The organism is Kitasatospora sp. NPDC088861 (assembly GCF_044750105.1).
Classification (GTDB): Bacteria; Actinomycetota; Actinomycetes; order Streptomycetales; family Streptomycetaceae; genus Kitasatospora.
The window spans coordinates 16,285-38,374 of sequence record NZ_JBIVJF010000026.1 but is presented as its reverse complement, the minus strand read 5'-3'; the positions used below and the strand labels follow the sequence as shown (position 1 = coordinate 38,374).

At 72.5% G+C, this 22,090-nt stretch carries 22 protein-coding genes; 16 read left to right on the top strand and 6 right to left on the bottom strand.

Going from position 1 to position 22,090, the window contains the following annotated elements; translation table 11 throughout:
- Window positions 1-32 precede the first annotated feature (32 nt).
- From ACIP37_RS30550 to ACIP37_RS30530, 5 genes are read left to right on the top strand one after another with little or no spacing between them, the layout of a single operon-like run.
- Complete coding sequence (locus ACIP37_RS30550; protein ID WP_400844831.1) at window positions 33-977, top strand: ABC transporter substrate-binding protein; 945 nt, start codon at window positions 33-35, stop codon at window positions 975-977.
- The gene (locus ACIP37_RS30545) at window positions 974-2,053 is read left to right on the top strand and encodes an iron chelate uptake ABC transporter family permease subunit (RefSeq protein WP_363620648.1); all 1,080 of its coding nucleotides are present in this window, start codon (window positions 974-976) and stop codon (window positions 2,051-2,053) included. Before ACIP37_RS30550 ends, ACIP37_RS30545 begins: the two co-directional genes overlap by 4 nt.
- A gap of 41 nt (window positions 2,054-2,094) precedes the next feature.
- On the top strand, window positions 2,095-2,868 hold the full coding sequence (locus tag ACIP37_RS30540) for an ABC transporter ATP-binding protein (protein ID WP_363587966.1): 774 nt from the start codon (window positions 2,095-2,097) through the stop codon (window positions 2,866-2,868).
- A complete protein-coding gene (locus tag ACIP37_RS30535) occupies window positions 2,865-3,608 on the top strand; it encodes a (2Fe-2S) ferredoxin domain-containing protein (RefSeq protein WP_363587964.1) in 744 nt (247 codons plus the stop codon). Before ACIP37_RS30540 ends, ACIP37_RS30535 begins: the two co-directional genes overlap by 4 nt.
- A 21-nt stretch (window positions 3,609-3,629) precedes the next feature.
- On the top strand, window positions 3,630-3,761 hold the full coding sequence (locus ACIP37_RS30530; protein ID WP_400808645.1) for a hypothetical protein: 132 nt from the start codon (window positions 3,630-3,632) through the stop codon (window positions 3,759-3,761).
- 139 nt (window positions 3,762-3,900) lie between these two features.
- On the opposite strand, the gene ACIP37_RS30525 is transcribed toward ACIP37_RS30530, so the two are convergent.
- From ACIP37_RS30525 to ACIP37_RS30515, 3 genes are all read right to left on the bottom strand, one after another.
- Window positions 3,901-4,626, bottom strand: a complete 726-nt coding sequence (locus ACIP37_RS30525; protein ID WP_400808642.1) for an alpha/beta fold hydrolase — start codon at window positions 4,624-4,626, stop codon at window positions 3,901-3,903.
- 216 nt (window positions 4,627-4,842) lie between these two features.
- Window positions 4,843-5,010, bottom strand: a complete 168-nt coding sequence (locus ACIP37_RS30520) for a hypothetical protein (protein WP_363633178.1) — start codon at window positions 5,008-5,010, stop codon at window positions 4,843-4,845.
- A gap of 204 nt (window positions 5,011-5,214) precedes the next feature.
- The gene (locus ACIP37_RS30515) at window positions 5,215-5,844 is read right to left on the bottom strand and encodes a hypothetical protein (RefSeq protein WP_400844826.1); all 630 of its coding nucleotides are present in this window, start codon (window positions 5,842-5,844) and stop codon (window positions 5,215-5,217) included.
- 529 nt (window positions 5,845-6,373) lie between these two features.
- Here ACIP37_RS30515 and ACIP37_RS30510 point away from each other — a divergent pair.
- Window positions 6,374-7,549, top strand: a complete 1,176-nt coding sequence (locus ACIP37_RS30510; protein ID WP_400844823.1) for a protein-L-isoaspartate O-methyltransferase — start codon at window positions 6,374-6,376, stop codon at window positions 7,547-7,549.
- Window positions 7,550-7,578: 29 nt separating this feature from the next.
- Here the strand turns inward: ACIP37_RS30510 and ACIP37_RS30505 are convergent, their stop codons facing one another.
- Window positions 7,579-7,794, bottom strand: coding sequence for a hypothetical protein (locus tag ACIP37_RS30505; protein ID WP_363587952.1), 216 nt, complete (start codon window positions 7,792-7,794; stop codon window positions 7,579-7,581).
- Between the two features lie 257 nt (window positions 7,795-8,051).
- On the opposite strand from ACIP37_RS30505, the gene ACIP37_RS30500 reads away from it, so the two are divergent.
- Window positions 8,052-8,753: a hypothetical protein gene (locus ACIP37_RS30500; RefSeq protein ID WP_400808635.1), complete on the top strand. Its 702-nt coding sequence runs from the start codon at window positions 8,052-8,054 to the stop codon at window positions 8,751-8,753.
- Window positions 8,754-9,023: 270 nt separating this feature from the next.
- Here ACIP37_RS30500 and ACIP37_RS30495 read toward each other — a convergent pair whose 3' ends face one another.
- Complete coding sequence (locus ACIP37_RS30495) at window positions 9,024-10,076, bottom strand: ATP-binding cassette domain-containing protein (RefSeq protein WP_363633166.1); 1,053 nt, start codon at window positions 10,074-10,076, stop codon at window positions 9,024-9,026.
- 363 nt (window positions 10,077-10,439) lie between these two features.
- Between ACIP37_RS30495 and ACIP37_RS30490 the strand changes: the two genes are divergently transcribed.
- The 4 genes from ACIP37_RS30490 (at window position 10,440) to ACIP37_RS30475 (ending at window position 16,659) form a co-directional block, all read left to right on the top strand.
- Window positions 10,440-10,883 (top strand): pyridoxamine 5'-phosphate oxidase family protein, encoded by a 444-nt coding sequence (locus tag ACIP37_RS30490; RefSeq protein ID WP_363587946.1) that lies wholly within the window; start codon window positions 10,440-10,442, stop codon window positions 10,881-10,883.
- A gap of 44 nt (window positions 10,884-10,927) precedes the next feature.
- The gene (locus ACIP37_RS30485) at window positions 10,928-14,014 is read left to right on the top strand and encodes an amino acid adenylation domain-containing protein (RefSeq protein WP_400808633.1); all 3,087 of its coding nucleotides are present in this window, start codon (window positions 10,928-10,930) and stop codon (window positions 14,012-14,014) included.
- Window positions 14,011-15,249 carry a cytochrome P450 gene (locus ACIP37_RS30480; protein ID WP_363587942.1) on the top strand — a complete coding sequence of 413 codons (1,239 nt, stop codon included), beginning with the start codon at window positions 14,011-14,013 and terminating at the stop codon, window positions 15,247-15,249. Before ACIP37_RS30485 ends, ACIP37_RS30480 begins: the two co-directional genes overlap by 4 nt.
- Before the next feature lie 102 nt (window positions 15,250-15,351).
- Window positions 15,352-16,659 (top strand): cytochrome P450, encoded by a 1,308-nt coding sequence (locus tag ACIP37_RS30475; protein WP_400808631.1) that lies wholly within the window; start codon window positions 15,352-15,354, stop codon window positions 16,657-16,659.
- 273 nt (window positions 16,660-16,932) lie between these two features.
- Here ACIP37_RS30475 and ACIP37_RS30470 read toward each other — a convergent pair whose 3' ends face one another.
- Window positions 16,933-17,544, bottom strand: a complete 612-nt coding sequence (locus tag ACIP37_RS30470) for a TetR/AcrR family transcriptional regulator (RefSeq protein WP_400808629.1) — start codon at window positions 17,542-17,544, stop codon at window positions 16,933-16,935.
- 138 nt (window positions 17,545-17,682) lie between these two features.
- Between ACIP37_RS30470 and ACIP37_RS30465 the strand changes: the two genes are divergently transcribed.
- The 5 genes from ACIP37_RS30465 to ACIP37_RS30445 all read left to right on the top strand — a co-directional run bounded on the left by ACIP37_RS30465 (window position 17,683) and on the right by ACIP37_RS30445 (window position 22,082).
- Window positions 17,683-18,864, top strand: coding sequence for an FAD-dependent monooxygenase (locus tag ACIP37_RS30465; protein ID WP_400808627.1), 1,182 nt, complete (start codon window positions 17,683-17,685; stop codon window positions 18,862-18,864).
- A 55-nt stretch (window positions 18,865-18,919) separates the two neighbouring features.
- On the top strand, window positions 18,920-19,294 hold the full coding sequence (locus tag ACIP37_RS30460) for a transposase family protein (RefSeq protein WP_400808625.1): 375 nt from the start codon (window positions 18,920-18,922) through the stop codon (window positions 19,292-19,294).
- A gap of 96 nt (window positions 19,295-19,390) precedes the next feature.
- Entirely contained in the window at window positions 19,391-20,044 is a 654-nt protein-coding gene (locus ACIP37_RS30455) for a hypothetical protein (protein ID WP_400808623.1), read from the top strand.
- Entirely contained in the window at window positions 19,930-20,598 is a 669-nt protein-coding gene (locus ACIP37_RS30450; RefSeq protein WP_400808732.1) for an ATP-binding protein, read from the top strand. The genes ACIP37_RS30455 and ACIP37_RS30450 overlap by 115 nt, the downstream gene beginning before the upstream one ends.
- 266 nt (window positions 20,599-20,864) lie before the next feature.
- Entirely contained in the window at window positions 20,865-22,082 is a 1,218-nt protein-coding gene (locus ACIP37_RS30445; protein ID WP_363633516.1) for an alpha/beta hydrolase, read from the top strand.
- The last annotated feature ends 8 nt before the right edge of the window (window positions 22,083-22,090 follow it).

The following is a 22,090-nucleotide window of genomic DNA, read 5'->3' as shown; positions in this document are numbered from 1 at the left end:
GCCGGGCGGTCGCGGCCTTCCTGTTCATCGGCATGCTCGGAGCTTGCACGGGCGCCCCCGCGCCCACCACGTCCGGCGGGACGACCGGAACTGCCGCGCCGGTCAGCGTCGACAATTGCGGGACCACCGTGACGGTCGGCGCGCCGCCCGACCGGCTGGTGACGCTCAACGAGGGTGCCACCGAGGTGGCCCTGGCCCTCGACCTGCAGTCCCGCATGGCCGGTACCGCCTACCTCGACGATTCCATCCCGGAGAAGTGGAAGGCTGCCTACGACTCCGTCCCGGTGCTCTCCAAGGACTACCCGACGAAGGAGAAGCTCCTCGCGGCCCGTCCCGACTTCCTGTACGCCTCCTACTCCAGCGCGTTCACCGACAAGGTCGCGGGCACCCGGGGGGAACTGCGCGGCCAGGGCATCCCGTCGTACCTGTCCCCGTTCGGCTGCTCGGACAAGAGCCAGGTGCCGCCGACGACCTGGCAGGCGGTGTGGGGCGAACTGAACGACGTCGCCAAGGTCTTCGGTGTCACGGAGCGGGCCGCCGCGATCCAGCAGCAACAGGAGCAGCAGCTGGCCGAGTTCACGGCGACGGCCGCGGGCAAGGGCTTGAAGGTCCTGTGGTACGACTCGGACACCAAGGCGCCGTTCGTCGGGGCCGGCCACGGCGGACCTCAACTCGTTCTCGATGCCGTGGGCGCCCGCAACGTCTTCGGGGACCTGTCCGGTGGCTGGCAGAACGTGAGCTGGGAGAAGGTCGTCGCGGCGGACCCGGACGCCATCGTGGTCGCGGACGCCGGCTGGGACACGGCCCAGTCCAAGATCGACTACTTGGAGAACGACCCGGTGCTGAGCAAGCTCACCGCCGTACAGCGCAAGGCTTTCGTGGTGGTGCCGTTCTCGGAGTCGACTCCCGGCGTGCTGCTCGCCGACGGTGCCGCCCGGGTGTCCGCGGGACTGGGCCGACTGCACCCGGGTTCATGACCGCGCCCCACCCCGCCGTCGCGCGGCCCCCTGGTCCGGGCCGCGCGACGGCGGCCCTGGCCATCGGTGCGGCCCTGCTCCTGGCCACCGTGCTCCTCGGCCTCGCCGTGGGCTCGCAACACGAGCCGGTCCGGACGGTGATCGACGTCGTGGTGCGCCGTCTCGGGCTGGGCAACCCGCACGTGACGCTGCTGGACGACCAGATCGTCTGGCAGTTGCGGCTGCCCCGGGTTCTGGGAGCGGCTGCCACCGGCGCCGGCCTCGCGGTCTGCGGTGCGGTGTTGCAGACGCTGACCGGGAACGACCTGGCCGATCCCTTCCTGCTCGGGATCTCGGACGGAGCCGCCGCCGGCGCGGTCACCGTGATCGTCCTCGGCGTCGGCGTGTCCGGCGCCGTGGGCACCGGCGCGGTGTCCACGGCGGCCTTCGCCGGTGCCCTGCTAGCCGCCGTCGTCGTCCTGGCACTGGCCGGCGCGCGCACCCGGTCGCTACCGACCACCCGGACCGTGCTCGCCGGCATCGCGGTGGGACAGATGTGCGGGGCCTACACCTCGTTCGTCGTGCTGGTCCTCGGGGACCGCAACGCGGCGCGCGGTGTCATGGAGTGGACGCTGGGCTCGGTCGCCGGCGTGCGGTGGCCCACCGCCGTCTTCCTGACCGCGGTCGCGCTGGCCGGTGTCACGGTCCTGGCCTCCTCGGCCCGCGACCTGGACGCCTTCGCGTTCGGCGAGACCGCCGCCCGCTCCCTCGGCGTCCACGTCGAGCGCACCCGTTGGGTCCTCGTCGCCACCGCCGCGCTGGTAACCGCGTGCCTGGTCGCCCACACCGGCGTCATCGGGTTCCTCGGCCTGGTCGTACCGCATGTCGTCCGTCTCGTCTGCGGCCCGCGCCACGCCCTCCTGCTGCCCGTGTCGGCACTGGTGGGCGCTTCCCTCCTGGTGGGCAGCGACATCGTGGCGCGCTCGGTCCTCCCCGACCGGGAGATCCCCGTCGGCGTCATCACGGCCGGGCTCGGAGCGCCCTTCTTCGCCTGGCTGCTGTGGCGCCAGGGGCGGGCCGACGGGAGGGGGCAGTGACGGTGACGCCCCCCGCCGAGCTGCGCACGGAGGGACTTCGTGTGAGCATCGGCGGAGCCACGCTGCTGGACGCGGTCTCGCTCGCGTTCGCCCCCGGCCGGATCACGGGCCTGCTCGGACCCAACGGCGCCGGGAAGACCACCTTGCTGCGCGCGGTCGCCGGACTGACCCGGCCGAGCGAGGGTCGGGTCCTCCTGGACGGAGAGGATCTCCACGCACTCACGGCCCGCCGACGAGCACGACAGGTGGCCTTCATGGAGCAGCAGGCGGACACCCGGCTGTCGCTGCCGGTCCGTCAGGTCATCGATCTCGGCCGCACGCCGCACCGCAGCCGCTGGCCCGTGCCGGCGAACTCCGCCACCGACGCCCACGAGCGGTCCGTGTTCGCCGCAGCCGTGGCCGCAGCCGACGTCGGCCACCTGCTCGACCGGTCCTGGCCGACGCTGTCGGGTGGCGAGCGGCAGCGGGTCCAGCTCGCGCGGGCACTGGTGCAGGAGCCCGGCGTGCTCCTGCTCGACGAGCCCACCAACCACCTCGACCTACGCCACCAACTCGGCTTCCTCGGCACCGTACGCGGGCTGGGCATCACCACGGTAGCCGCGCTGCACGACCTCGAACTCGCCGCCGCCTACTGCGACGAGGTCGCCGTCCTGCTCGACGGCCGACTGGTCGCCCACGGGCCCAGCTCCGACGTGCTCACCTCGCCGACGATCGCGCACGTCTACGGCGTCGACGTCACCGTGGAACGACACCCCCGGCACGACAGACCGCACATCCGGTGGAACGGACTGCTCCCCGAAGGGACAACACCATGACCCGCCCCGTCCCGGGCGCGCTCGCCCGCCGCAGTGCCACGCTCCTGGTCGGCATGTCGATGGGGGAAGCCGTCCGCCGTGACGAACTCCTCCGGACAGCGGCGTCGCACCAGGCCTCGATCGCGTTCCTGCAGCAGGCAGACCCTTCCCTGTCGGCCGAGCTGACCAGGCTGGCCGACGCGGGCGCCGAGACCGTGGTCGTGATCGGCGTCCGCCTCGCGGCGTCCGGCCCGGCCCAGTCCTGGCTACGGCGGATCGCGGCGTACTGGTGGCGCGAGCGCGCGGGCCACCGTCCCGAACTCCTCGTCGCGACCCGCCTCGCCGACTCGCCGGACGCGGTCCCCGCGGTGGCCGCGGTGACGAGGGCCATCACCGGCCAGGAGCCCGGCCTCACGTCCGCGGCCTGGGAGGAAGTCCCCGGCCACCGGCACCAGGTCCTGGTGTGCCGCGGCCCGCGTTGCGCGGCCAAGGGCGCGGAGGAGGGACTACGCGCCCTGGTACAGAAACTGACCGAGCACGGCCTCGGCGACGACGACGTGCTCGTCACCCAGACGGGGTGCCAGTTCCCCTGCAACCAGGCCCCCGTCGCCAGCGTGCAGCCGGACGACATCTGGTACGGGAAGATCGACCCGGCTGTCGCCGGCCGCATCGTCACCGAGCACCTCGCCGGCGGACGACCGGTCGAGTCCCACCGACTCCCACGCCACAGGAAGGAGCAGGCGGACCACCACGACGGCTGATCGCGACCACGAGGCTCAAGCTTGAGCCCGTGCCCCGCCCCGCTGCCGACAGCACCAAGCGGCGGCATCGAAGCCACCCTCCACCCCTACCGCAACCAGATCAGGGCCATCGACGAGCAGATGACCGAAGCCCTCAAGGACGACCAGCAGTAGACCCACAGCGAGCTTGACCTGCGACGAAGCCCCACCCGCGCGGCCGGCTCACCACGGAGTTGCCCGATCTCCCCCGGATCCACGCCGACCCGATGCCCGACCCGCAGACCGAGATCACCTCCGGTCAACGATGTACTACTCAGGCGAGCTTGAGGAGCAGTTCACTCAGTTCCCTCGGCATGGTGATCATGCAGTCGTGGCCGGTCGGCAGCTCCCAGACCTGCGCGGCGGAGCCGTTGGGCTGGATCGGGGGGACGGGGCGGCGGGTGATGCCCGGCGGCGTGGGGCCGACGTTGTGGATGTGCGTGCGCGGGATCGCGTCCGCAGCCGGGTTGTCCAGTCGCACGGATTGCCGAAGGCAGCGCACCGTCTGGTCCGTGAGCGTCTCACGCAGCCAGGCCACGTCCGCCGGGTCCGTGACGCCGAACAGGCCTAGGGGCGCGGGCAGCTCGGGCATCGGGGGGACGCGCCAGCCGCTCTCGGACTTCTCGGCGAGCTCGATCATCCGCCGCCCCACGGGTTGGACGTCGACCGCGGACTCGCCGTCCTGCGGGACCAGCGCGTCGAGGTAGACGAGGTGTGCGATGCGCTCCGGGATCCGGTTGGCCACGGAGGAGATCACCAGCCCCGCGTAGCTGTGGCCGACGAGGGCGACGTCGTCGAGGTCCTGCTCGGCGACCAGCCCGACCACGTCGTCGACGTGCGTGTCGAGTCCCACCTCCGGTCCGAGCAGGTGCGCCTTGTCCCCGCAGCCGGTCAGGGACGGCGCGAACACCCGGTGCCCGTACGCCTCCAGCAGCGGCACCACCCGCTCCCAGCAGCGCCCGCTGTGCCAACTACCGTGTATCAGAAGGAATGTGGACATGAGTGAGAGCCCTTTCCCCTTTCGCGCCCCGGTACAGTCCGAGCACGAAAGACATGCTGCTGCACCCGACGAGGTACAGGCAACAGGACACTTCTCGGCGCCGTTGCTCACCCGGCCGGTGGTCACGTACTGCCCCATCGAGGACTACCGGGACGTGCTGCGCTCGGTACGGCCGACGGCACTGCTCTGGCCACCGCGGTTCTACGAGAAGGTGAGTCAGTCCCACCACAGCACGACAAGGAGGCGCCTCCGGGCCGCTTCCTCGTAGAACCCGCGTAGCGCGCCGAAGTGGGCCAGCAGGTACTCCGTCGGATCGCCGATGAACCCGTGGCCGAATGTGGAGCCCGCACCACTGTCCACGACCGAACGGAGGATCGCTTGCATGTCGATCTCCCCGAGCCGCGTCGACACCTGGGCGACGTCGGCTGGGTGGAGGGCTGTCGGAGTGGAGTTGCTGAAGAAGGCAATCGCATGCTGGTTCGATCGGTGCGACGGATGATCCGGTTGCCGATCATCCTGAGATTGTGTCGCAGTGGCCGCCAACGCGACCCTGAAACGGGTTCACGCTGACCGGGGCCGGGACAGGCCTCAGGGGCCGTCCCGCCCGTCGCCCGGCGCTGCTGGTGGCGTCGGAGGAGGGCTGGGCGAAGCGGTAGGAGGGACGGTCGCCGGACCGCGGGCGATGCGGGCGCGGCCGTCGTACGGCAGGACGACGAGGTACTGCTGGTCGGTGTCCTCGACGCGGGCCAGCGTGAGGGAGGTGCCGGCCGCCGCGAGTGCCTCGGCGGCCGGGCCGGCCTCCTCCGTCATCTGGTCGAGCCGCGCGTAGGACCGAGTGAGGTCGCGTGCCGGGCCGGTGCCCCAGTATGCGATCCGCGCGCCCCGGCGCAGCGCGGCCAGCAGGTCCGTCCGCAGCGGCCCGTCGTCGGCTTCCTGGAGGAGCAGGTCGTGCAGGCGTTCCTGCCCGCACGGCCGCGTCGGCGCCGCCTCGGCCAGCGCCCGGCACTTCCGGCACGAGGCCAGGTCCTGCGGCTGGAAGTGGTGCAGGAAGAACGACAGGTACCGGCCACGAATCCCGCACAGGGTCCGCCCCCTGTCCCCGGCGTGCCAGACACCGGGCACACCGTGGACCCCGGCGGCGGGGAACTCGGCCGGCTCACGCGCCGCCGCGAACGACCAGGCCCCACCCGGCGCTTCGGTAGCAGGAGAGTCGATCATGCCAGGCAGCATCCCACGCGGCCGGCGATCTGAGCGAGAGCCGGTCCCGAACCCGGACTGGAGGATGCCGCCGCACACCGGGCACCAGTCCCGCTGCCCAGCGAGGCCACCGTTCCTCGCGGGCCTGTTCCGCCAGCAGCATGAGAGCGATGACAGGTGCGGCCCACTGCCGCTGACGACTTGCCGCAACCCGGCGGGCTCCGTCGCCGTACTTCCGGTGCGGCGAGGCGCCCGGCGGGAGCTGTCTGCGGCACGGCGGGCTCCGGTTCTGCCCGTACCTGGCCGCGCTCCCGGGATGCGCGCGCCCGAGACCCGCACGCCCTCGAAGTGCGACCGCACGCCGTCTACCGGCCGGCGCCGGGCTGCGCCAGGATGGTCGGCCAGTCAGCGTGTACGCGGAAGGAAGGGGGAGCAGCATGGGCGATCACCAGAAGCCGCCGGCGCCGCTTGAGAAGGGGAGCCCGCCGCCGGGCAACCAGGACGGGCAGGTGCCTCCCGCGCCGCCGTCGGGCGGGAAGCACAAGAAGTCGTGAGCCCCGACGCCGATCTGGTGGAGCGTCGGGTGCGCATGGACGCGGCGATGGAGCAAGGCGGGGCGTGGCCCCAGGACTCGCCGTGGTTGCGGGAGGCCATGGCCGCGCTGCCGCGCGACCTGTTCGCACCGGATCGGCTGTGGCGCTGGGACGATCGCGCCTACGTGGCGATGGACCGCGCCACTGATCCGGGCGGGTGGGCCGACGAGCTGTACGGCGACGTCAACGCCGCGGCGATCACCCAGGTCACCGACGGTCTGCCGTCCTCCAGCCTGTCCGCGCCCGGCGTGGTGGCGGACATGCTGGACAGCCTCATGCTGGAGCCCGGGCACACGGTGTGGGACGTCGGCGGCGGGCAGGGCTGGACCTGTGCTCTGGCGGCCTGGCAGGCCGGACCCGGCCGGGTGGTGTCGACCGAGGTCGACGAGCAGCTGGCGGCGTTCGCCCGCGAGCGCCTGGCGGCCGCGGGGGTCGGCGCCGAGGTGCTGGCCGGCGACGCCACCCACGCGGGGCCGCTCGGCGGCGCCAGGGTCGACCGGCTCCACGCCACCTACGCCGTCGAGGCCGTCCCGTGGGACTGGGTGGAGGCGACGAAGCCGGGCGGCCGGATCGTCTACCCCTGGGGCAGGCTCGGCCACGTCGCCCTCACCGTTGCCGACGACGGACGCAGCGCGACGGGCTGGGTGCAGGGCCTGGCGCAGTTCATGGCCGACCGGTGCGGGCCGGCTCCGACGCGCGGTGACCACGCCACGTACACGGCGGTGCGCGGTGGTGGCGAGCCCGAGGTGCGGCGGGTGGTGGAACGCGATCCGGCGCCGCTGGCCGACGACTGGCACCTGCGCTTCGCGGTGCGCGTCGCCGTCCCGGACGCCGTCGTTCTGACGGGACGGGACGAGGACGGTGTCAACGTCTGGTTCCACGACGGCGACCGCTCGTGGGCGGCGCTGTCCACGGACGGTGGTGGGGGCGCGGTGCTGTTCCAGGGCGGGCCGCGGCGGATCGGCGACGAGGTGATGACCGCCTGGTCCCAGTGGGAGGCGCTCGGGTCGCCGGACCTGTACGACTACGGGATCACCGTCACCCCCGAGGAACAGTGGGCGTGGCAGGGCGGCCCGGGCGGCCCCCGCTGGCCTGTCGCGCAGGTCTCCCCGGTCGTCCCGGTCAGACGCTGACCGGGGAGGCCGGCCGAGCGGTCAGTCGTTCAGTGGTACAGGCTGGTGTCCATGGACACCGCCTCGACAAGTGAACCGGCCGAAGACCTCAGCGTGTTGACGTACACCTCGGCGGTACCAGCACCCGGACCGGCGCAATCACCGCGGTCGCCGTCACCCCGGACGGGAAGACTCTCCCGCCCGGCGCCGAGGACAAGATCGTCAACGTCAACGACCTCGGCGCACTCGACGAACTGCGTAACCACGCCCGTACGCTGGCGTGCACACGGGCGGGCGGGGGGTCTCTCCGCCCCGGGCTGGAGGACCTACGTCCCGGGTTTGAGCTACCGACAGACCCCGCCCCCGGCCGGGCTCCCGGCCCATGCGGCCGGGAGCCGTTCGTCGGCACCCTGGCATATTCCGTGGACTTCGGCTGATACTGCCAATCGTCGGGCACCCGTGGCGCACCTCTGTCAGCCTGCGGATCGCCCGGTTCGCGTACGGGTCCGCAGAAAGGCGCATCGTGACTGACACCCCGACAGTTCCGCTGTCCACCGGGCTTCCTGGTGACCCTGATCGGCTGCACCTCACCATAACCTGCGAGATCGGCCCGGTCCTGGCAGCCGGTGAACGCTCGCAGACCCACCGATTGCTCGCCCGCTACCCGCAGGAACGGGATGCCGCCGAGATCCGGCGTCCCCCGAACGACGGTCTCAGCCAAGTCGCCCTATTGGGTCTCTGCCAGATCCCCATGGACAGCGGGTCGGTGAGCACGGCGCTCCTGGCCGACCTGGAGAACACGATCCCGCGCGGGTCGGAGGTGATCAGCGCGGTTCACCGGGATGCGCTCACAAACCAGAACGACCGGTCCGAGTTCACCACGGTGCTGCGCAAGATGCTCGGACAAGGGCCGTACGGCGACCTCGGAAACCTCCTCATCGTCAACGAGTTCACGTTCGACGACGGCTGGGACGATCCCGGTCTCGGCGTGCTGCTGCTGGGCGAGCTCGTGGCACGCGCTGGCAGCGGGCCCTGCGTGGTGGCCACCGCGCCGAAATTCCTGAACGGCGCCCAGGGATACCAGCGGACCCTCGCCGTGCTGAGCGCCGCAGGCTTCCGCCCGCTGCGCGGGCACACGACGATCGTCGAGCCGTCCGGCCTTCCGGCGTTCTCCGGACCGGCCGGGACGGCGTTGATCCGCCTCCGCCGCGCCTCGGGCGGCTGATCGTCGGCGCCGGCTGATCGCTTCCCGGCCAGCAGGCCGCGGATCCAGGCCGTGAAGTGGGACCACCACAGGCTCCTCCCCCGGTCCTCTCGCCTCCTCCCCCGGCGCGGACCGGCGCAACCAGCTCTGCGGCCACGGCTTCACGTTCGTAGTCGTCCGCGAGTTCGGCGGCCGCAGCCTGTCTCTCGGCTTCCACGGCGACCTTCCCATCCAGCTGTCCCGTGGTTTCCACTCCCTTGACCATCACTGCTTCGACCATCACTGGAGTTACTACTTCCGGTGGGAGCGCCGAAGCCCCCGCCGGGAGTTCCCACGGGCGTTCCGTGCCCACCGGCGCCGCCCGGCCCCGGAAGCCGTCCGAGGCGGCTTCCCCAGCTCGTTCTCCTCGGCCGCGTGGCCGGTGAGGAAGAGAAAGACGTCGTCGAGGGTGGGCCTGCGCAGGCCGATGTCGTCGATGAGGACGCCCAGCCCATCCAGCTCGCGGATGACGTCGGCGAGCACCCGGGCGCCCCCGTCCACCGGCACGAGGATTCGCCGGGTGTGCTGCTCCACGCTGAGCGGGCCCCCACCGTACGGGGTGAGCGCCGCGACGGCCGCACCGATCTGCTCGCGGTCGTGGACCACCACCTCCACCCGCTCGCCGCCGGTCCTGGTCTTGAGGTCGTCGGCGGATCCGCGTGCGATCACCCGGCCGTGGTCGACCACGACGATGTCGTGCGCCAGCCGGTCGGCCTCCTCCAGGTACTGGGTGGTGAGCAGCAGGGTGGTGCCCTCCGCCGCCAGCATCTCAATGACCTCCCACAGCGCCAGCCGGTTGCGCGGGTCCAGACCGGTGGTGGGCTCGTCGAGGAACATCACCGGGGGCCGCACCACCAGCGCGGCCGCCAGGTCGAGCCGGCGGCGCATGCCACCGGAGTAGGTCCTGGCCGGCCGGTCGGCCGCCTCGTCGAGGTCGAACCACTCCAGCAGCTCCCGGGCGCGCGCCTTGGCGTCCCTGCTCCGCATCTGGTAGAGCTCGCCGACCATCTGGAGGTTCTCCCGGCCGGTGAGGTACTCGTCGACCGCCGCGTACTGGCCGCAGAGGCCCAGCAGGCTGCGGACCCGGCCGGGGTGCTTGAGCACGTCCACCCCCGCCACGTGGGCGCTGCCCGCGTCGGGCCGCACCAGGGTGGTGAGCACCCGTACCGTGGTGCTCTTGCCGGCGCCGTTGGGGCCGAGCAGGCCCAGCACCGTCCCCTCCGGCACGTCCAGGTCGACCCCGTCCAGGGCCCGTACGTCGCCGAAGTCCTTCACCAGGCCCTCGGCCCGGATGGCCGCCCTCATGTGCCCCTCCTTCTCCTGGAACCAGCCGGGAACCACCTGACGGCCGACACTGGCAGGATCCCCCCGGAGCACCCGCCGTGCTCTTCGGCGGGGGAGCGGAGGCACCGCGTGCGCGGCCGCCGGGATGCGAGCCACCCGGGTGTGGTGGAAATGTGGAAGGGAGAGCCCGGCCCGGCCCGGCCCTGGCCGCCCCACCGGGTTCCCGAGGGCCGTGTGCACCCGACGAGAAGGACCGAGGACCCGCACGGACCTGCGGCGGTCACACGCCGGCCGCCCCGAGGCCCCGCCGGCTCACGCTCCCTTGCGCGAATCGATACCGGATGCGGCTCCTGCCGAATCGAGGCGGTACCAGTGGATCTCAGGATGTCGGTCGAAGCCCGGGAGGCGTTCCTCGCAAGCCCGCACGTGGGAATCCTGGGGGTGGACGACGCGCGCGACGGCGGCGGACCGCTGCTCGTCCCGCTCTGGTACTCCTACCGGCCCGGCGGGCTGGTGACGATCCAGACCGGGCGGACGACGCTGAAGGCCCGGCTCATCCGCAGCGCGGGCCGGTTCAGCCTCTGCGCGCAGGTCGAGTCGGCGCCCTACCGCTACGTCAGCGTGGAGGGGCCGGTGGTGGCCGTCGAGGACCCGCTGCCGCCGGCCGCACGCGAGGAGCTGGCCTGCCGGTATCTGGACGCGGACACGGCGGCGGCGTACCTGGACGCCAACCGGCGGCAGCTGGCCGACGACGTCCTCATCCGCATGAGGCCCGAGAGATGGCGGACCGCCGACTTCGCCGCCTTCGCCAAGGAGTTCGAACCGTAGCCACCCGCGCGCGGTCCGTGTGCGGCAGAGAGCGTGACGTCCCGATGAACACCCGAACAACGACGCATCAGGAGACGGCCGAGCACGCCGCGGCGGTGCCGTATCCACGCGATCGCTGCCTCCACGAGCTGTTCGACGCCCGGGCGGTGCACCGCCCGCGGGCCATCGCCTCCGTACAGCACGGCCGCGGCATCAGCTACGGCGAACTCAAGCTCCGCTCCGACGCGGTGGCGGCCCGGCTGCACGACTCCGGCGTGCGGTACGGCGACACGGTCGGGGTGTGCGGGGCCCGCTCTCCGGAGGCGCTGGTCGCGTTCCTGGGCATCCTCAAGACCGGTGCGGCCTACGTCCCGCTCGACGACGCCTCACCACCCGCGCGCCTGCAGGCGATGGCCGAGGACGCGGGGGTGCACACCGTCGTCACGCTGCCCGGCAGCTCCCGCCGTATCCGGCGCGTGCGTTCCCGCATCGACCTGGGTGGCCTGGCCCCGACCGCCCCGGCCGCGGTGCCGCAGGCCCGGGTGCTCCCCGCGGACTGCGCCTACGTGATGTTCACCTCCGGCTCGACCGGCCGCCCCAAACCCGTGGCGATCCCGCACCGCGGAATCGTCCGGCTGGCCGCCTCCGACCTGGTCCGGCAGCGGCCGCGGCCCGGTGAGCGGGTTCTGCACGCCTACGACCTCTCCTCGGACGCCTCCACGATCGAGATCTGGCCCGCGCTGCTCGCCGGCGCCTGCATCGTGATCGCCGACCAGGAGGAACTGCTGTCGCCGACCGCCCTGGAATCGCTGCTGCTCTCCGAGCGGGTCAGCATCGCCTACCTGACCACCGGGGTGTTCCACCACATCGCGCGCACCAGGCCCTCGGCGCTGCGGTCCCTGCGGTTCGCCTCGGCCGGAGGCGAGGCGATGGACGCGGAACTGGCCCGCGCGATACTGGCCGCCTGCCCGGACACCACCGTGGTCAACTTCTACGGCCCGACCGAGAACAGCGTGGTGTCCACCGCACACGCGCTGCACGACCTGCCTCCCGAGGCGACGGCCGTGCCGATCGGCCTCCCCCTGGAGAACTCCACCTGCCACGTGCTGTGCCCGGACGGCACGCTCGCCGACACCGGCGAGGAAGGCGAGCTCCTCGTCGGCGGGGACGGGCTCGCCCTGGGGTACCTCGGCGACCCCGGGCTGACCGCCGAGCGCTTCGTCGACGACCTCGTCGAGCCCGGTACGCGCCTCTACCGCACCGGTGACCGCGTGGTCCGGCGCCCGGACGGCGTACTGGAGTACCGGGCCCGGGTGGACCGGCAGATCAAACTGCGCGGGCACCGCATCGAGCCGGACGAGGTGGAGGCGCGGCTGCGCGCGGACGACGCGGTGGGCGAGGCCGTCGTCGAACGGGAGGGCGACGCCCTGATCGGGTACGTGACCCCGGCCCGCCCCGGCCAGGCACTGACCCTGGACCGCATCCGCAGCGGTCTCGCCGCCTGGCTGCCCGCACCCGCGGTGCCCGCGCGGCTGGTGGAACTCGCGCGCTTCCCGGTGACGGCCGGGGGCAAGGTCGACCGCGCCCGGCTGCGCAGCCTGGCGGCGACCGGGCAGGCGGCCGTCCCGGCGACGGTGAACGGCACCGCGTCCGGCCCGCAGGACACGGTGGCCCGGATCTGGCAGGTGGTGCTGGGTGTGCACCCGGCGCCGGGCGACAGCTTCTTCGACATCGGCGGCGACTCCCTGCTGGCAGCCGAGGCCGTCACCCGTACGCTGGCCGCCTTCGGCCTCGACGCCCGGCACGGCCGCACCCTCGTCCACAGCCTGCTGCGCTCCCCGACACTGGAGGACTTCACCGCCGCCGTCGCCGCCGTCCAGGGCCCGCCCGGCAGGGTGAACGCCGACGCGGGCCCGGTGGACTTCCGCGCCGAGGCACGGCTGGGCTTCACCCTCCCGCAACCGCGCGGGCCGGAGCCGGACTGGCACCACCCCGCGGAGGTGCTGCTCACCGGCGCCTCCGGCTTCGTCGGCGCCTTCCTTCTGGACGCGCTACTGCGCCGCACCGACGCCCGGGTGTGCTGCCCGGTGCGAAGCCGGGCCCCCGCCCACGCCCGGCAGAAGGTGATGCGCAACCTCGCCCGCTTCGGCCTCGCCACCCCCGAAGCCGCCGACCGCGTCGTGTGCCTCCCCGCCGACCTCGCCGAGCCCGGCCTCGGACTGGAGCCGGGCCGCGCCGACGAACTCGCCGACACCGTCGACCTGGTGATCCACTCGGCCGCGCAGGTCAACTTCATCTATCCGTACGACGCGCTGCGCCGCACCAACGTGGAAGGCACCAGGGAGCTCATCCGACTGGCGGCCGGGCGCCGGGTGCCGGTGCACTTCCTCTCCACCATCGCGGTGCTCGCCGGCTTCGGAACCGCCGGCGTACGGCACGTCGACGAGGACCTGCCGCTCGACCACGCCGACGGGCTCACCATGGGCTACGCCGAGAGCAAGTGGGTCGCCGAGGAGGTGCTGCGCGACGCCGCGGACCAGGACCAGGGCCTGCCGGTGGCGGTCTACCGTCCGTACGAGATCACCGGCGACCGGCACACCGGCGCGTGCAACACCGACACCGCGATCTGCTCGCTGTTCAAGACCATCAGCGAGACCGGGCTCGCCCCCGACATCCGGCTGCCGCTGGACTTCGTCCCGGTGGACTTCCTCTCCGACGCCCTGGTGCACATCGCCACCACCCACCGCGCCACCCGCCGGACCTACCACATGACCAACCCCCGCGCCGCGAGCCTGTGCGACATGCTCGACCGGATGGACAGGGCCGGCCACCGGATCTCCCGCCTCCCCTACGAGGAGTGGGTGGGCGAGCTCGTCCGCCACGTCGCGCAGCACCCCACGAGCCCCACGGCCCCGTTCGTCTCGCTGTGCGTGGACCGCTGCAAGCAGGCCGACATGTCCGTCAAGGAGATGTACTTCGAGGGCACCTTCCCGACCGTCGGGCGGGCCAACGTCGAGCACGACCTGGCCACCTCGGGCCTGCACTGCCCTCCCGTCGACGCGGAGCTGCTGGACCGCTACCTGGAGTACTTCTACACCACCGGTTACATCGAACGCCCCTGCCCCCGCCACCCGGAAGGGGCGCACTCATGAGCGCACGGCCGCCCGGTGCGCGGGGGCCCGGCGCCGAGCCGGACGTCCTGGACTTCCCGCTCCCGCCGCCGGGCACCATGGGGCCGCCCGAGGAGTCCGCGCGGCTGCGCGAGAACTGCCCCCTGGCTAGGGTCAGGCTGCCGATGGACGCGACCGCCTGGTACGCCACCCGGCACGAGGACGTCCGGATGCTCTTCGCGGACCCCCGGCTGATCAGGCCGACCATCAACGACTGGCCGCCGCGTCCCGGGCAACCCGCGGACGACGGGCCGCGCCTGGTCACGATCGCCGAGCTCGACGGCCCCCGGCACGCGGCCCTGCGCCGGGCGCTGGCCGAGCCGTTCAGCTCCCGGGCCGTGCGCGACCACCTGCCGCGCATCCGCGGGCTGGCCGGGCGACTGCTGCGGGCGTTCGAGGACGACGGCCCGCCCGGCGACCTGGTCGCCGGCTTCACCGACCCCTTCCCCCTGCTCGTGCTCTGCGACCTGGTCGGCATCCCCTTCGAGGACCGGGACCGGTTCCTCCCGGTGCTGGACGCGGCCCTCGGCGGCATGGTGACCTCGCAGGAGGGGCGCCGGGTCACCGGCCTGCTGCGCGAGTACGTCGCCGCACTGATCGCCCGGAAGCGGGACCGGCCCGGCGACGACGTCCTGACCCGGCTGGTCCGCCGGTGCGACGACGGCGAGCTGACCCACGACGACGTGATGGCCTTCGGGCTGTCCATGCTCACCGTCGGCTTCGGCATCAGCAGCTTCTTCCTGGCCGACACCGTGCACACCCTGCTCGACCGGCCGGGCCTGTGGGCCCGCCTGCGCGACGACCGGGAGCTGATGCCCGGCGCGGTGGAGGAGTTCCTGCGCTACATGCCGGTGATGAACGGCACCGTGATCCTCCTGGCGACCGAGGACATCGAACTGCACGGGCGGACGATCCGCGAGGGCGACGCCGTCATCCCCGTACCGGCCTCCGCCAACCGCGACGAGCGGGTGTTCGCCGACGCCGACCGGCTCGACCTGGACCGGGCCGGCGCGACCACGGGCCGCGGGGGCCACCTCGCCTTCGGACGAGGAGCCCACAACTGCCTCGGCGCCCACCTGGCCCGCGCCGAACTGTCCGCGGGAGTCGAGGCGTTGCTCGACCACTTCCCGCGGCTGCGCCTCGCCGAAGGACAGGAACCCGCCTGGGACGACGAATCCGTGACCAAGTCACCGCTGACCCTACCGGTCAGCTGGTGAGACCCGACCGGCCACCTCGCACGCGATCACCTCGCACGCGACCACCTCCCACGCGACCACCTCGTACGCGACCACCTCGTACGCGACCAGGGAGCACCGCCAGTGAGCAGCTCACCGCCGCAACCCGCCGCCGACCCGCCCGCCATCAACCTGCCCGCCATCGACCTGCCCCTCCCGCCGCCGGGCACCATGGGCCCGCCCACGCAGTACGGGTGGCTGCGCCGGGAGTGCCCGCTCACGGAGGTCCGGCTGCCGATCGGCGCCACCGCCTGGTACGCCACCCGCTACGAGGACGTCCGGGACCTGATCGCGGACCCCCGGCTGATCCGGCCGACCATCAACGACTGGCCGCCCCGACCTGACCGGGCCGCCGACGACGACGAGCCGGGCCTGATCACGATGATGGAACTGAACGGCCCCCGCCACGAGGCCCTGCGCCGCGCTCTGGCCGAGCCGTTCAGCGTCCGTTCCGTCCGGCGCCGGCTGCCGCGACTGCGCCGGTCGGCCGATGGGCTGCTGGACGACTTCACGGCCGCCGGGCAGCCCGGCGACCTGGTCGGCGGCTTCCTGGAGCCCTTCCCGCTGCTGGCCATGTGCGAGCTGGTGGGCATCCCCTACGAGGACCGCGAGTACTTCCTGCCCAGGGCGGACGCCGCCCTCGGGGCGATGGTCACCCTGGACGAGGGCCGCGAGGTCACCTCCGAACTGCGCGAGTACATCGCGTCACTGCTCGACCGCAAGCGGCGCGAGCCCGCCGACGACGTCCTCACCGGGCTGGTCCACGCGTGCGGGCCCGGCACCCTGGACGGGGAGAGCGCGGTGACCTTCGGGCTCTCGATGCTGGTCGCCGGCTACCGCACGAGCACCATGTTCCTGGCCGACGCCGTGGTGGCCCTGCTGACCGCGCCCGACCGGTACGCCCGGCTCCGCGACGACCGCGGCCTCATACCCGGCGCGGTGGAGGAACTCCTGCGGTACATACCGGTCATGAACGGCGTCGTGGTCCTCCAGGCCGTCGAGGACATCGAGTTGCACGACCGCAGGATCCGCGCGGGCGACGCCGTTCTGCCCGTCCTCGCCTCGGCCAACCGCGACGAGCGGGTGTTCATCGACGCCGACCGGCTCGACCTGTGCCGGGCGGAGAACCCGCACCTCACCTTCGGCCGGGGTGCGCACAACTGCATCGGCGCGCACCTGGCCCGGGCCCAGATGGCCGTGGGACTGGAAGCCCTGCTCGACCGCTTCCCGCGACTGCGCCTCGCCGAAGGACAGGAACCCGCCTGGGACGACGAATCCCCGAGCAAGTCACCACTCACCCTCCCCGTCAGCTGGCACGTCACCACCGCTGCCGCTCAAGGGGTCGGCGATCCACCGGAACGACCGCGAAGCCACCGGCCCCCACCGCCGTGACGACACCGCCGAGCGTTGCCCTCACCGCCGTGGTCTGCGGCATCACCCAGTCAGGGCAGAAGATCGCAAGGAGCCCATCGAGCTTGGGCTCGAAGGCGACCTCCCGACCGGGCCGGTCCGGGATCATCTCCAGTGCCATTCGCACCCCCGCACCCCTCTGCCGTTCATTCAGCTCATGGGACTCGATCGAAGATCCTCGCCTCACGCTAGCCTTTGGGCCGCTGCCGTGGTTCAGGGATCTTGCGTCCGCGACGGTCGATCGGTCCCGGCCGGTCAGGCCCGGTCGAGCAGTCCCCGGTCGAGCAGTGCGGCGAGGTAGCGTGCGACCTCGCCGCGCAGTTCCTCCGGTGTCGGCACGTGCCAGTGCCCGCTGCCCGCTGCGCCGTTGAACAGCAGCCCGTCGCACCAGCGGATCAGCCGTTGGGCGTCGGCCACGGGGTCGGCCGAGCCGCTCCGCGCCAGCAGGGCGGCAGCGGTGTCGGTGAAGCGCGCACCCAGCCGGTCGTAGCCGGCGCGCAGTTCGGGCCGGCGGGTGGCTTCCAGGGCGAGTTCGAGGCGGGCCAGCGTGAGGCTGCGCCCGGTGGTGAGCGCCTCGTGCAGCAACTCGGCCACTCCCTGGGCGAGCAGGTTGCGCGGGCAGGCGTCCGGCGGGGGCCCGCCGGCCATGAGCGGGTGGCCTCCGGTCTCGCGTTCGACGATGCGGGTGAGGGCGAGGTCGAGCAGGGCGGCCCTGGTCCGGGCGAGGTTCGAGGTCGAGCCGGCGGGCAGTCCGGCCTCCTCGTCCACCGCGCGGTGGGTCAGCCCGCGCAGGCCGCGCTCGGCGATCAGGGCGATGGCGGCGTCGGCGATCAGCGTCGGGCGCGGCGGTGTCATGGATCCGATCACGACCTCTCTCCTCAGGGGGTCTCGACCCGGGGCGGGCCCGAACCCCATTCACGTCAACACTAGCCCATCCCAACTACAGGTGTAGTACGGTGCGGGAAGTGGTCACTACAGCCGTAGTGTCGGGAGAGGGGTTCACTCATGGACGCGTATCAGGCGATCGTCATCGGCGGCGGCATCGGCGGACTCTCCGCCGCCCTCGCCCTCCACCGCCAGGGCATCCCCGTGACCGTCCACGAGCGCGCCGCCTCGCTCGAACCCGTCGGCGCCGGACTCGCCCTCGCCCCCAACGCCCTGCGCGCCCTCGACCGGCTCGGCGTCGGCGAACGCCTGCGCGCCCTCGCCACCCCGCATCCCGCCATCGGCCTGCGCCACCCCTCCGGACGCTGGCTCGCCCGCACCGACACCGCCACCTTCGAGGCCCGCTTCGGCGAGACGATCACCGCCGTCGCCCGCGCCGACGTCATCGCCGCCCTGGTCGACGCCCTTCCGGACGGCACCGTCCGCACCAACTCGCCCGCCGCCCTCGTCACCCCCGGAGGCACCACCGAACCAGCCGTCGTCTCGACCCCCGACGGGAACCGGCCCGCCGCCCTGGTGGTCGCCGCCGACGGCCTCCGCTCCGCCACCCGCGCGCAGCTCTTCCCGCAGCACCCCGGCCCCCGCTACAGCGGCTTCACCACCTGGCGCACCATCGTGTCCCCCACCCGCCGGCCGGATGCCGTGGGCGAGGTCTGGGGACGCGGACAGCTCGCCGGCGTCGTCCCGCTCGCCGACGGCCGGGTCTACGTGTACGGCGCCGCCCTCGCCCCGGCCGGCGCCCGCGCCGCCGACGGCGACGAGAAGGCCGAGCTCCTGCGCAGGTACGGCACCTGGTGCGCGCCCGTGCCCCAACTCCTCGCGCTCGCGGAACCCGGGCGCGTCCTGCGCCACGACGTCTGGGACCTCTCCGACCCCCTGCCCGCCTACCACCAGGGCCGGGTCGCCCTCCTCGGCGACGCCGCCCACGCCATGTGCCCCTTCCAGGGCCAGGGCGCCTGCCAGGCCGTCGAGGACGCCGTCGTCCTCGCCTCCGCCCTGACCCCCGCCGCGGACCCGGCCACCAGCCTCCCCGCCTACACCGCCGCACGCCTCCCGCGCACCACCGCCATCGTCACCGGCTCCCGCCGCATCGGCGGCCTCGTCGCCCTCCGCACCCCCGCCGCCACCCGCCTGCGCGACGCCGCCCTCACCCTCGCCGGCCTCCTCCCGGCCCGCACCCTGCTCAACCGCTCCGCCCGGACGTACAACTGGCAGCCCCCGGCCCTCGACGCGACCGCCTGAGCACGGATCGCCCTCCACTGCCCGGGGTCGGCCGTCCGCACCGGGGGACGATCCGGTGCCGTGCCCGATGTGCGGACGGCCGACGGGGCAGGTGCACGCCTTCCACGGGCGGGTGGTCGCGGACGTGCCGGTGGACGGGCGGCGGGCCGTCGCAGCCGTGCGGGTCCGGCGCACGGTCTGCCCGGGCCGGGGCTGCCCGCGGCAGACGTTCCACGAGCAGCTTCCCGGCCTGATCGAGCGCTATCAGCAGCGCACGCGCCGTCTCGCCGACCAACTTCGACTCGCTGGCCGGCCGTCGCGCCGGCCGGGCCGTCGGCTACCCGCGGTTCGAGAAGAAGGGCCGGGCCCGGGCAGAGAAGGTGGGTGTTTTTACCGGGGTGAAATAGAGCCACGGCTTCGGGGTGAATGGGAGCCAGGGGTTCTCCGGTGAGATCGGGAGCCAACCGATGTGATGGTGTGGAGCATGCCGCTTTCGGAGTAATCGTGGAGGCTTGCGCCGTCTGGCCGTCACGCTGCGCTGGAGCCGGTGAAGGGCTCTATCGACGCGATGCTGCGCGAGGACCTGGACGCTCCGGCGAAGCAGAAGCACACGATCCCGCGGATCATGGAGCGTCTGGCTGCGGAGCACGACTTCGAGTTGGCCCGTTCGACCACGGTCTGGGACTACGTGTCCAAGCGACGCCCGCAGATCCGCGCGGAGGCTCTGGAGGGCCGGCGGCATCTCGATGGCATGGTGCCGCAGGCGAAGAGGCCGTGCGAGGAGGCGGAGGTCGCCTTCGCGGACTTCTGGCTGGACCTGGCCGGGCAGCGGCGCAAGTGCGTGCTGTTCACGCTGCGGCTTTCCTACTCGGGCAAGGCGGTGCACCGGGTCTACGCGACAGCGTCCCAGGAGGCGTTCCTGGAAGGCCACGTCGAGGCGTTCACCGTGCTGGGCGGGGTGCCGTCGGTGCACATCCGCTACGACAACTTGAAGCCGGCGGTCAAGCAGGTGCTGTTCGGCCGCGCCAGGCTGGAGTCGGCGCGGTGGGCGTCGTTCAAGTCCTGGTACCAGTTCTCCGCGTTCTACTGTGCGCCCGGCGAGGACGGTGCCCACGAGAAGGGCGGGGGGAGCACGAGGGCGGGCGGTTCCGCCGCAAACACCTGGTCCCGCCTCCTGCGGTCGAACCGCAGGCGGAGCTGAACGAGCGTCTAGCCGCGATCGACTTCTCCAAGAACCCGAACATCACCCCCGAGGTCGTCGCGGACCTGAAGTCCCCGACCTGGGTCCGCGAAGGCCGGCCTCTGGTGTTGATCGGCGACTCCGGCACCGGCAAGTCCCACCTGCTGATCGGCATCGGCACCGCCATCGCCGAGACCGGCCTGTCGGTGCGCTACACCACCACCAGCGCGCTGGTGAACGAGCTCGCCGAAGCCGACGCCAGCCGCCGCCTGTCCTCTGTCATCGCCCGCTACAGCAAGATCGACCTTTTGTGCCTGGACGAGTTCGGCTACCTCAACCTTGACCGCAAGGGAGCCAAACTGCTGTTCCAGATCTTCACCGAGCGTGAGGAGCGCAAGGCCACCGCGGTCGCCACGAACTCACCCTTCACCGAATGGGACAAGACCTTCGGCGACGCCCGCCTCTGCGCGGCCATCGCCGACCGGATCACCTTCCGCTGCACCCTGATCCAGACCGGCACCGAGTCCTACCGCTACCAGGCCACCCAGGAATCCCTCTTCCCAGCCCCGAACTGACGCACTGTTGGACGAATCTCTGCGTGAGCACGTAGGCGGGGTCGGCGTCACCGGGGGTGGACATGAGGGTGGGCAGGGGCTGGGTGGGCAGCGGTCGACAACATCGCCTGACAGTCCCTCATCGCCACCTTCACCCAGGAGAACGGCATCGTCGACGCGCTTCTCTTGTCCGACTACAGAATCAGCAACCGTGGCACTGGTGCCACCATGGATTCGGGTGCCAGGCTCATGGCAGACCCCCGTCGAGGTGTCCTAGCGTCGATCCCATGAAACGCAATCGCCGTATCAGCGCTGTCGCGGTGCTGACGCTCGCCGCCCTCATCACCGGAACCGGCGCCGGGTTCGCCGCCACGACCACACCGTCGGCCACACCGGTGGCCACGCACGCGTTCGACACCGCACCGGCCACGGCCACGGCCACGGCCACCGCGTCCACGCCGTCCTTCCACGGCACGCTCCCCGCGCCGACCGGCCCCTACGCCGCCGGCGAGGACATCATCCACCTCACCGACACGAGCCGCCTCGACCCGTGGGTGCCGTCGTCCGGCCCCCGCCAACTGACCGTCACGATGGTCTACCCGGCCGTCCCCGGGACCGGGACTCCGGCCCCTTACATGACCCTCGCCGAGGCAGCCGGAATCACCGAGCGCCGGAAGATACCGGCGAGCTACGGCGTCACCCCGCAGACCCTTTCCAGCGTCACCACTCACGCCTTCGACGGCGCGCGGCCGCAACGCGGCAAGCATCCGCTGGTGGTCCTCTCAGCCGCGGCCGAGAACCCGCGCATGATGCTCACCTCGCTCGCGACCGACCTGGCCAGTCACGGCTACGTCGTCGCGCTCATCGGCCACACCTACGAGGACAGCGGCGAGACGCTGGCGAACGGCCAGACGCCGCCGTGCGCGATCTGCGATCACCCGGAAACGATCGACTTCGACGCCGAAGCTGTCAGCCGCGGGCGGGACGTGTCCTTCGTGATCGACCAGTTGACGCACGGCAACACCGCGTGGCGCCTGGCACACCTCATCGACAAGCACGAGATCGGCATGGCCGGACACTCCCTCGGCGGAGCGGCGGCGGCCGCCACGATGATCGCCGACCCGCGAGTACGGGCCGGAGTGGACATGGACGGCGCCTTCCACCCGGTCCCGATGCCCGGCCAGATCAACCGGCCCTTCCTCATGCTGGGTAGCGACGGCCACACGCCCGGCAGCGGCGACGGCATCGCGGGGCGGGCCTGGGCCGCCCTCGGCGGCTACAAGAAGTGGCTGACGGTCGTCGGCGCCGACCACTTCAGCTTCTCCGACCTGGACGTGCTTCAGGAGCAGGCCGGGCTCCCGACGGGGCCCCTCTCCCCGGAACGCGGGGTGGCGATCACCCGCGAGTACGTGACGGCGTTCTTCGACCAGACGCTGAAGGGGATCCACAGTCCGCTGCTGGACGGCCCCTCGCCGAACAATCCGGAAGTAGCCTTCCAGTCCTAGTCCAGCGC

Coding starts and splice junctions, on each gene's coding strand:
- ACIP37_RS30550 (WP_400844831.1), top strand. CDS start 33: ATGCTCGGAGCTTGCACGGGCGCCCCCGCGCCCACCACGTCCGGCGGG.
- ACIP37_RS30545 (WP_363620648.1), top strand. CDS start 974: ATGACCGCGCCCCACCCCGCCGTCGCGCGGCCCCCTGGTCCGGGCCGC.
- ACIP37_RS30535 (WP_363587964.1), top strand. CDS start 2,865: ATGACCCGCCCCGTCCCGGGCGCGCTCGCCCGCCGCAGTGCCACGCTC.
- ACIP37_RS30525 (WP_400808642.1), bottom strand. CDS start 4,626: ATGTCCACATTCCTTCTGATACACGGTAGTTGGCACAGCGGGCGCTGC.
- ACIP37_RS30520 (WP_363633178.1), bottom strand. CDS start 5,010: ATGCAAGCGATCCTCCGTTCGGTCGTGGACAGTGGTGCGGGCTCCACA.
- ACIP37_RS30515 (WP_400844826.1), bottom strand. CDS start 5,844: ATGATCGACTCTCCTGCTACCGAAGCGCCGGGTGGGGCCTGGTCGTTC.
- ACIP37_RS30495 (WP_363633166.1), bottom strand. CDS start 10,076: ATGAGGGCGGCCATCCGGGCCGAGGGCCTGGTGAAGGACTTCGGCGAC.
- ACIP37_RS30490 (WP_363587946.1), top strand. CDS start 10,440: ATGTCGGTCGAAGCCCGGGAGGCGTTCCTCGCAAGCCCGCACGTGGGA.
- ACIP37_RS30485 (WP_400808633.1), top strand. CDS start 10,928: ATGAACACCCGAACAACGACGCATCAGGAGACGGCCGAGCACGCCGCG.
- ACIP37_RS30480 (WP_363587942.1), top strand. CDS start 14,011: ATGAGCGCACGGCCGCCCGGTGCGCGGGGGCCCGGCGCCGAGCCGGAC.
- ACIP37_RS30465 (WP_400808627.1), top strand. CDS start 17,683: ATGGACGCGTATCAGGCGATCGTCATCGGCGGCGGCATCGGCGGACTC.
- ACIP37_RS30445 (WP_363633516.1), top strand. CDS start 20,865: ATGAAACGCAATCGCCGTATCAGCGCTGTCGCGGTGCTGACGCTCGCC.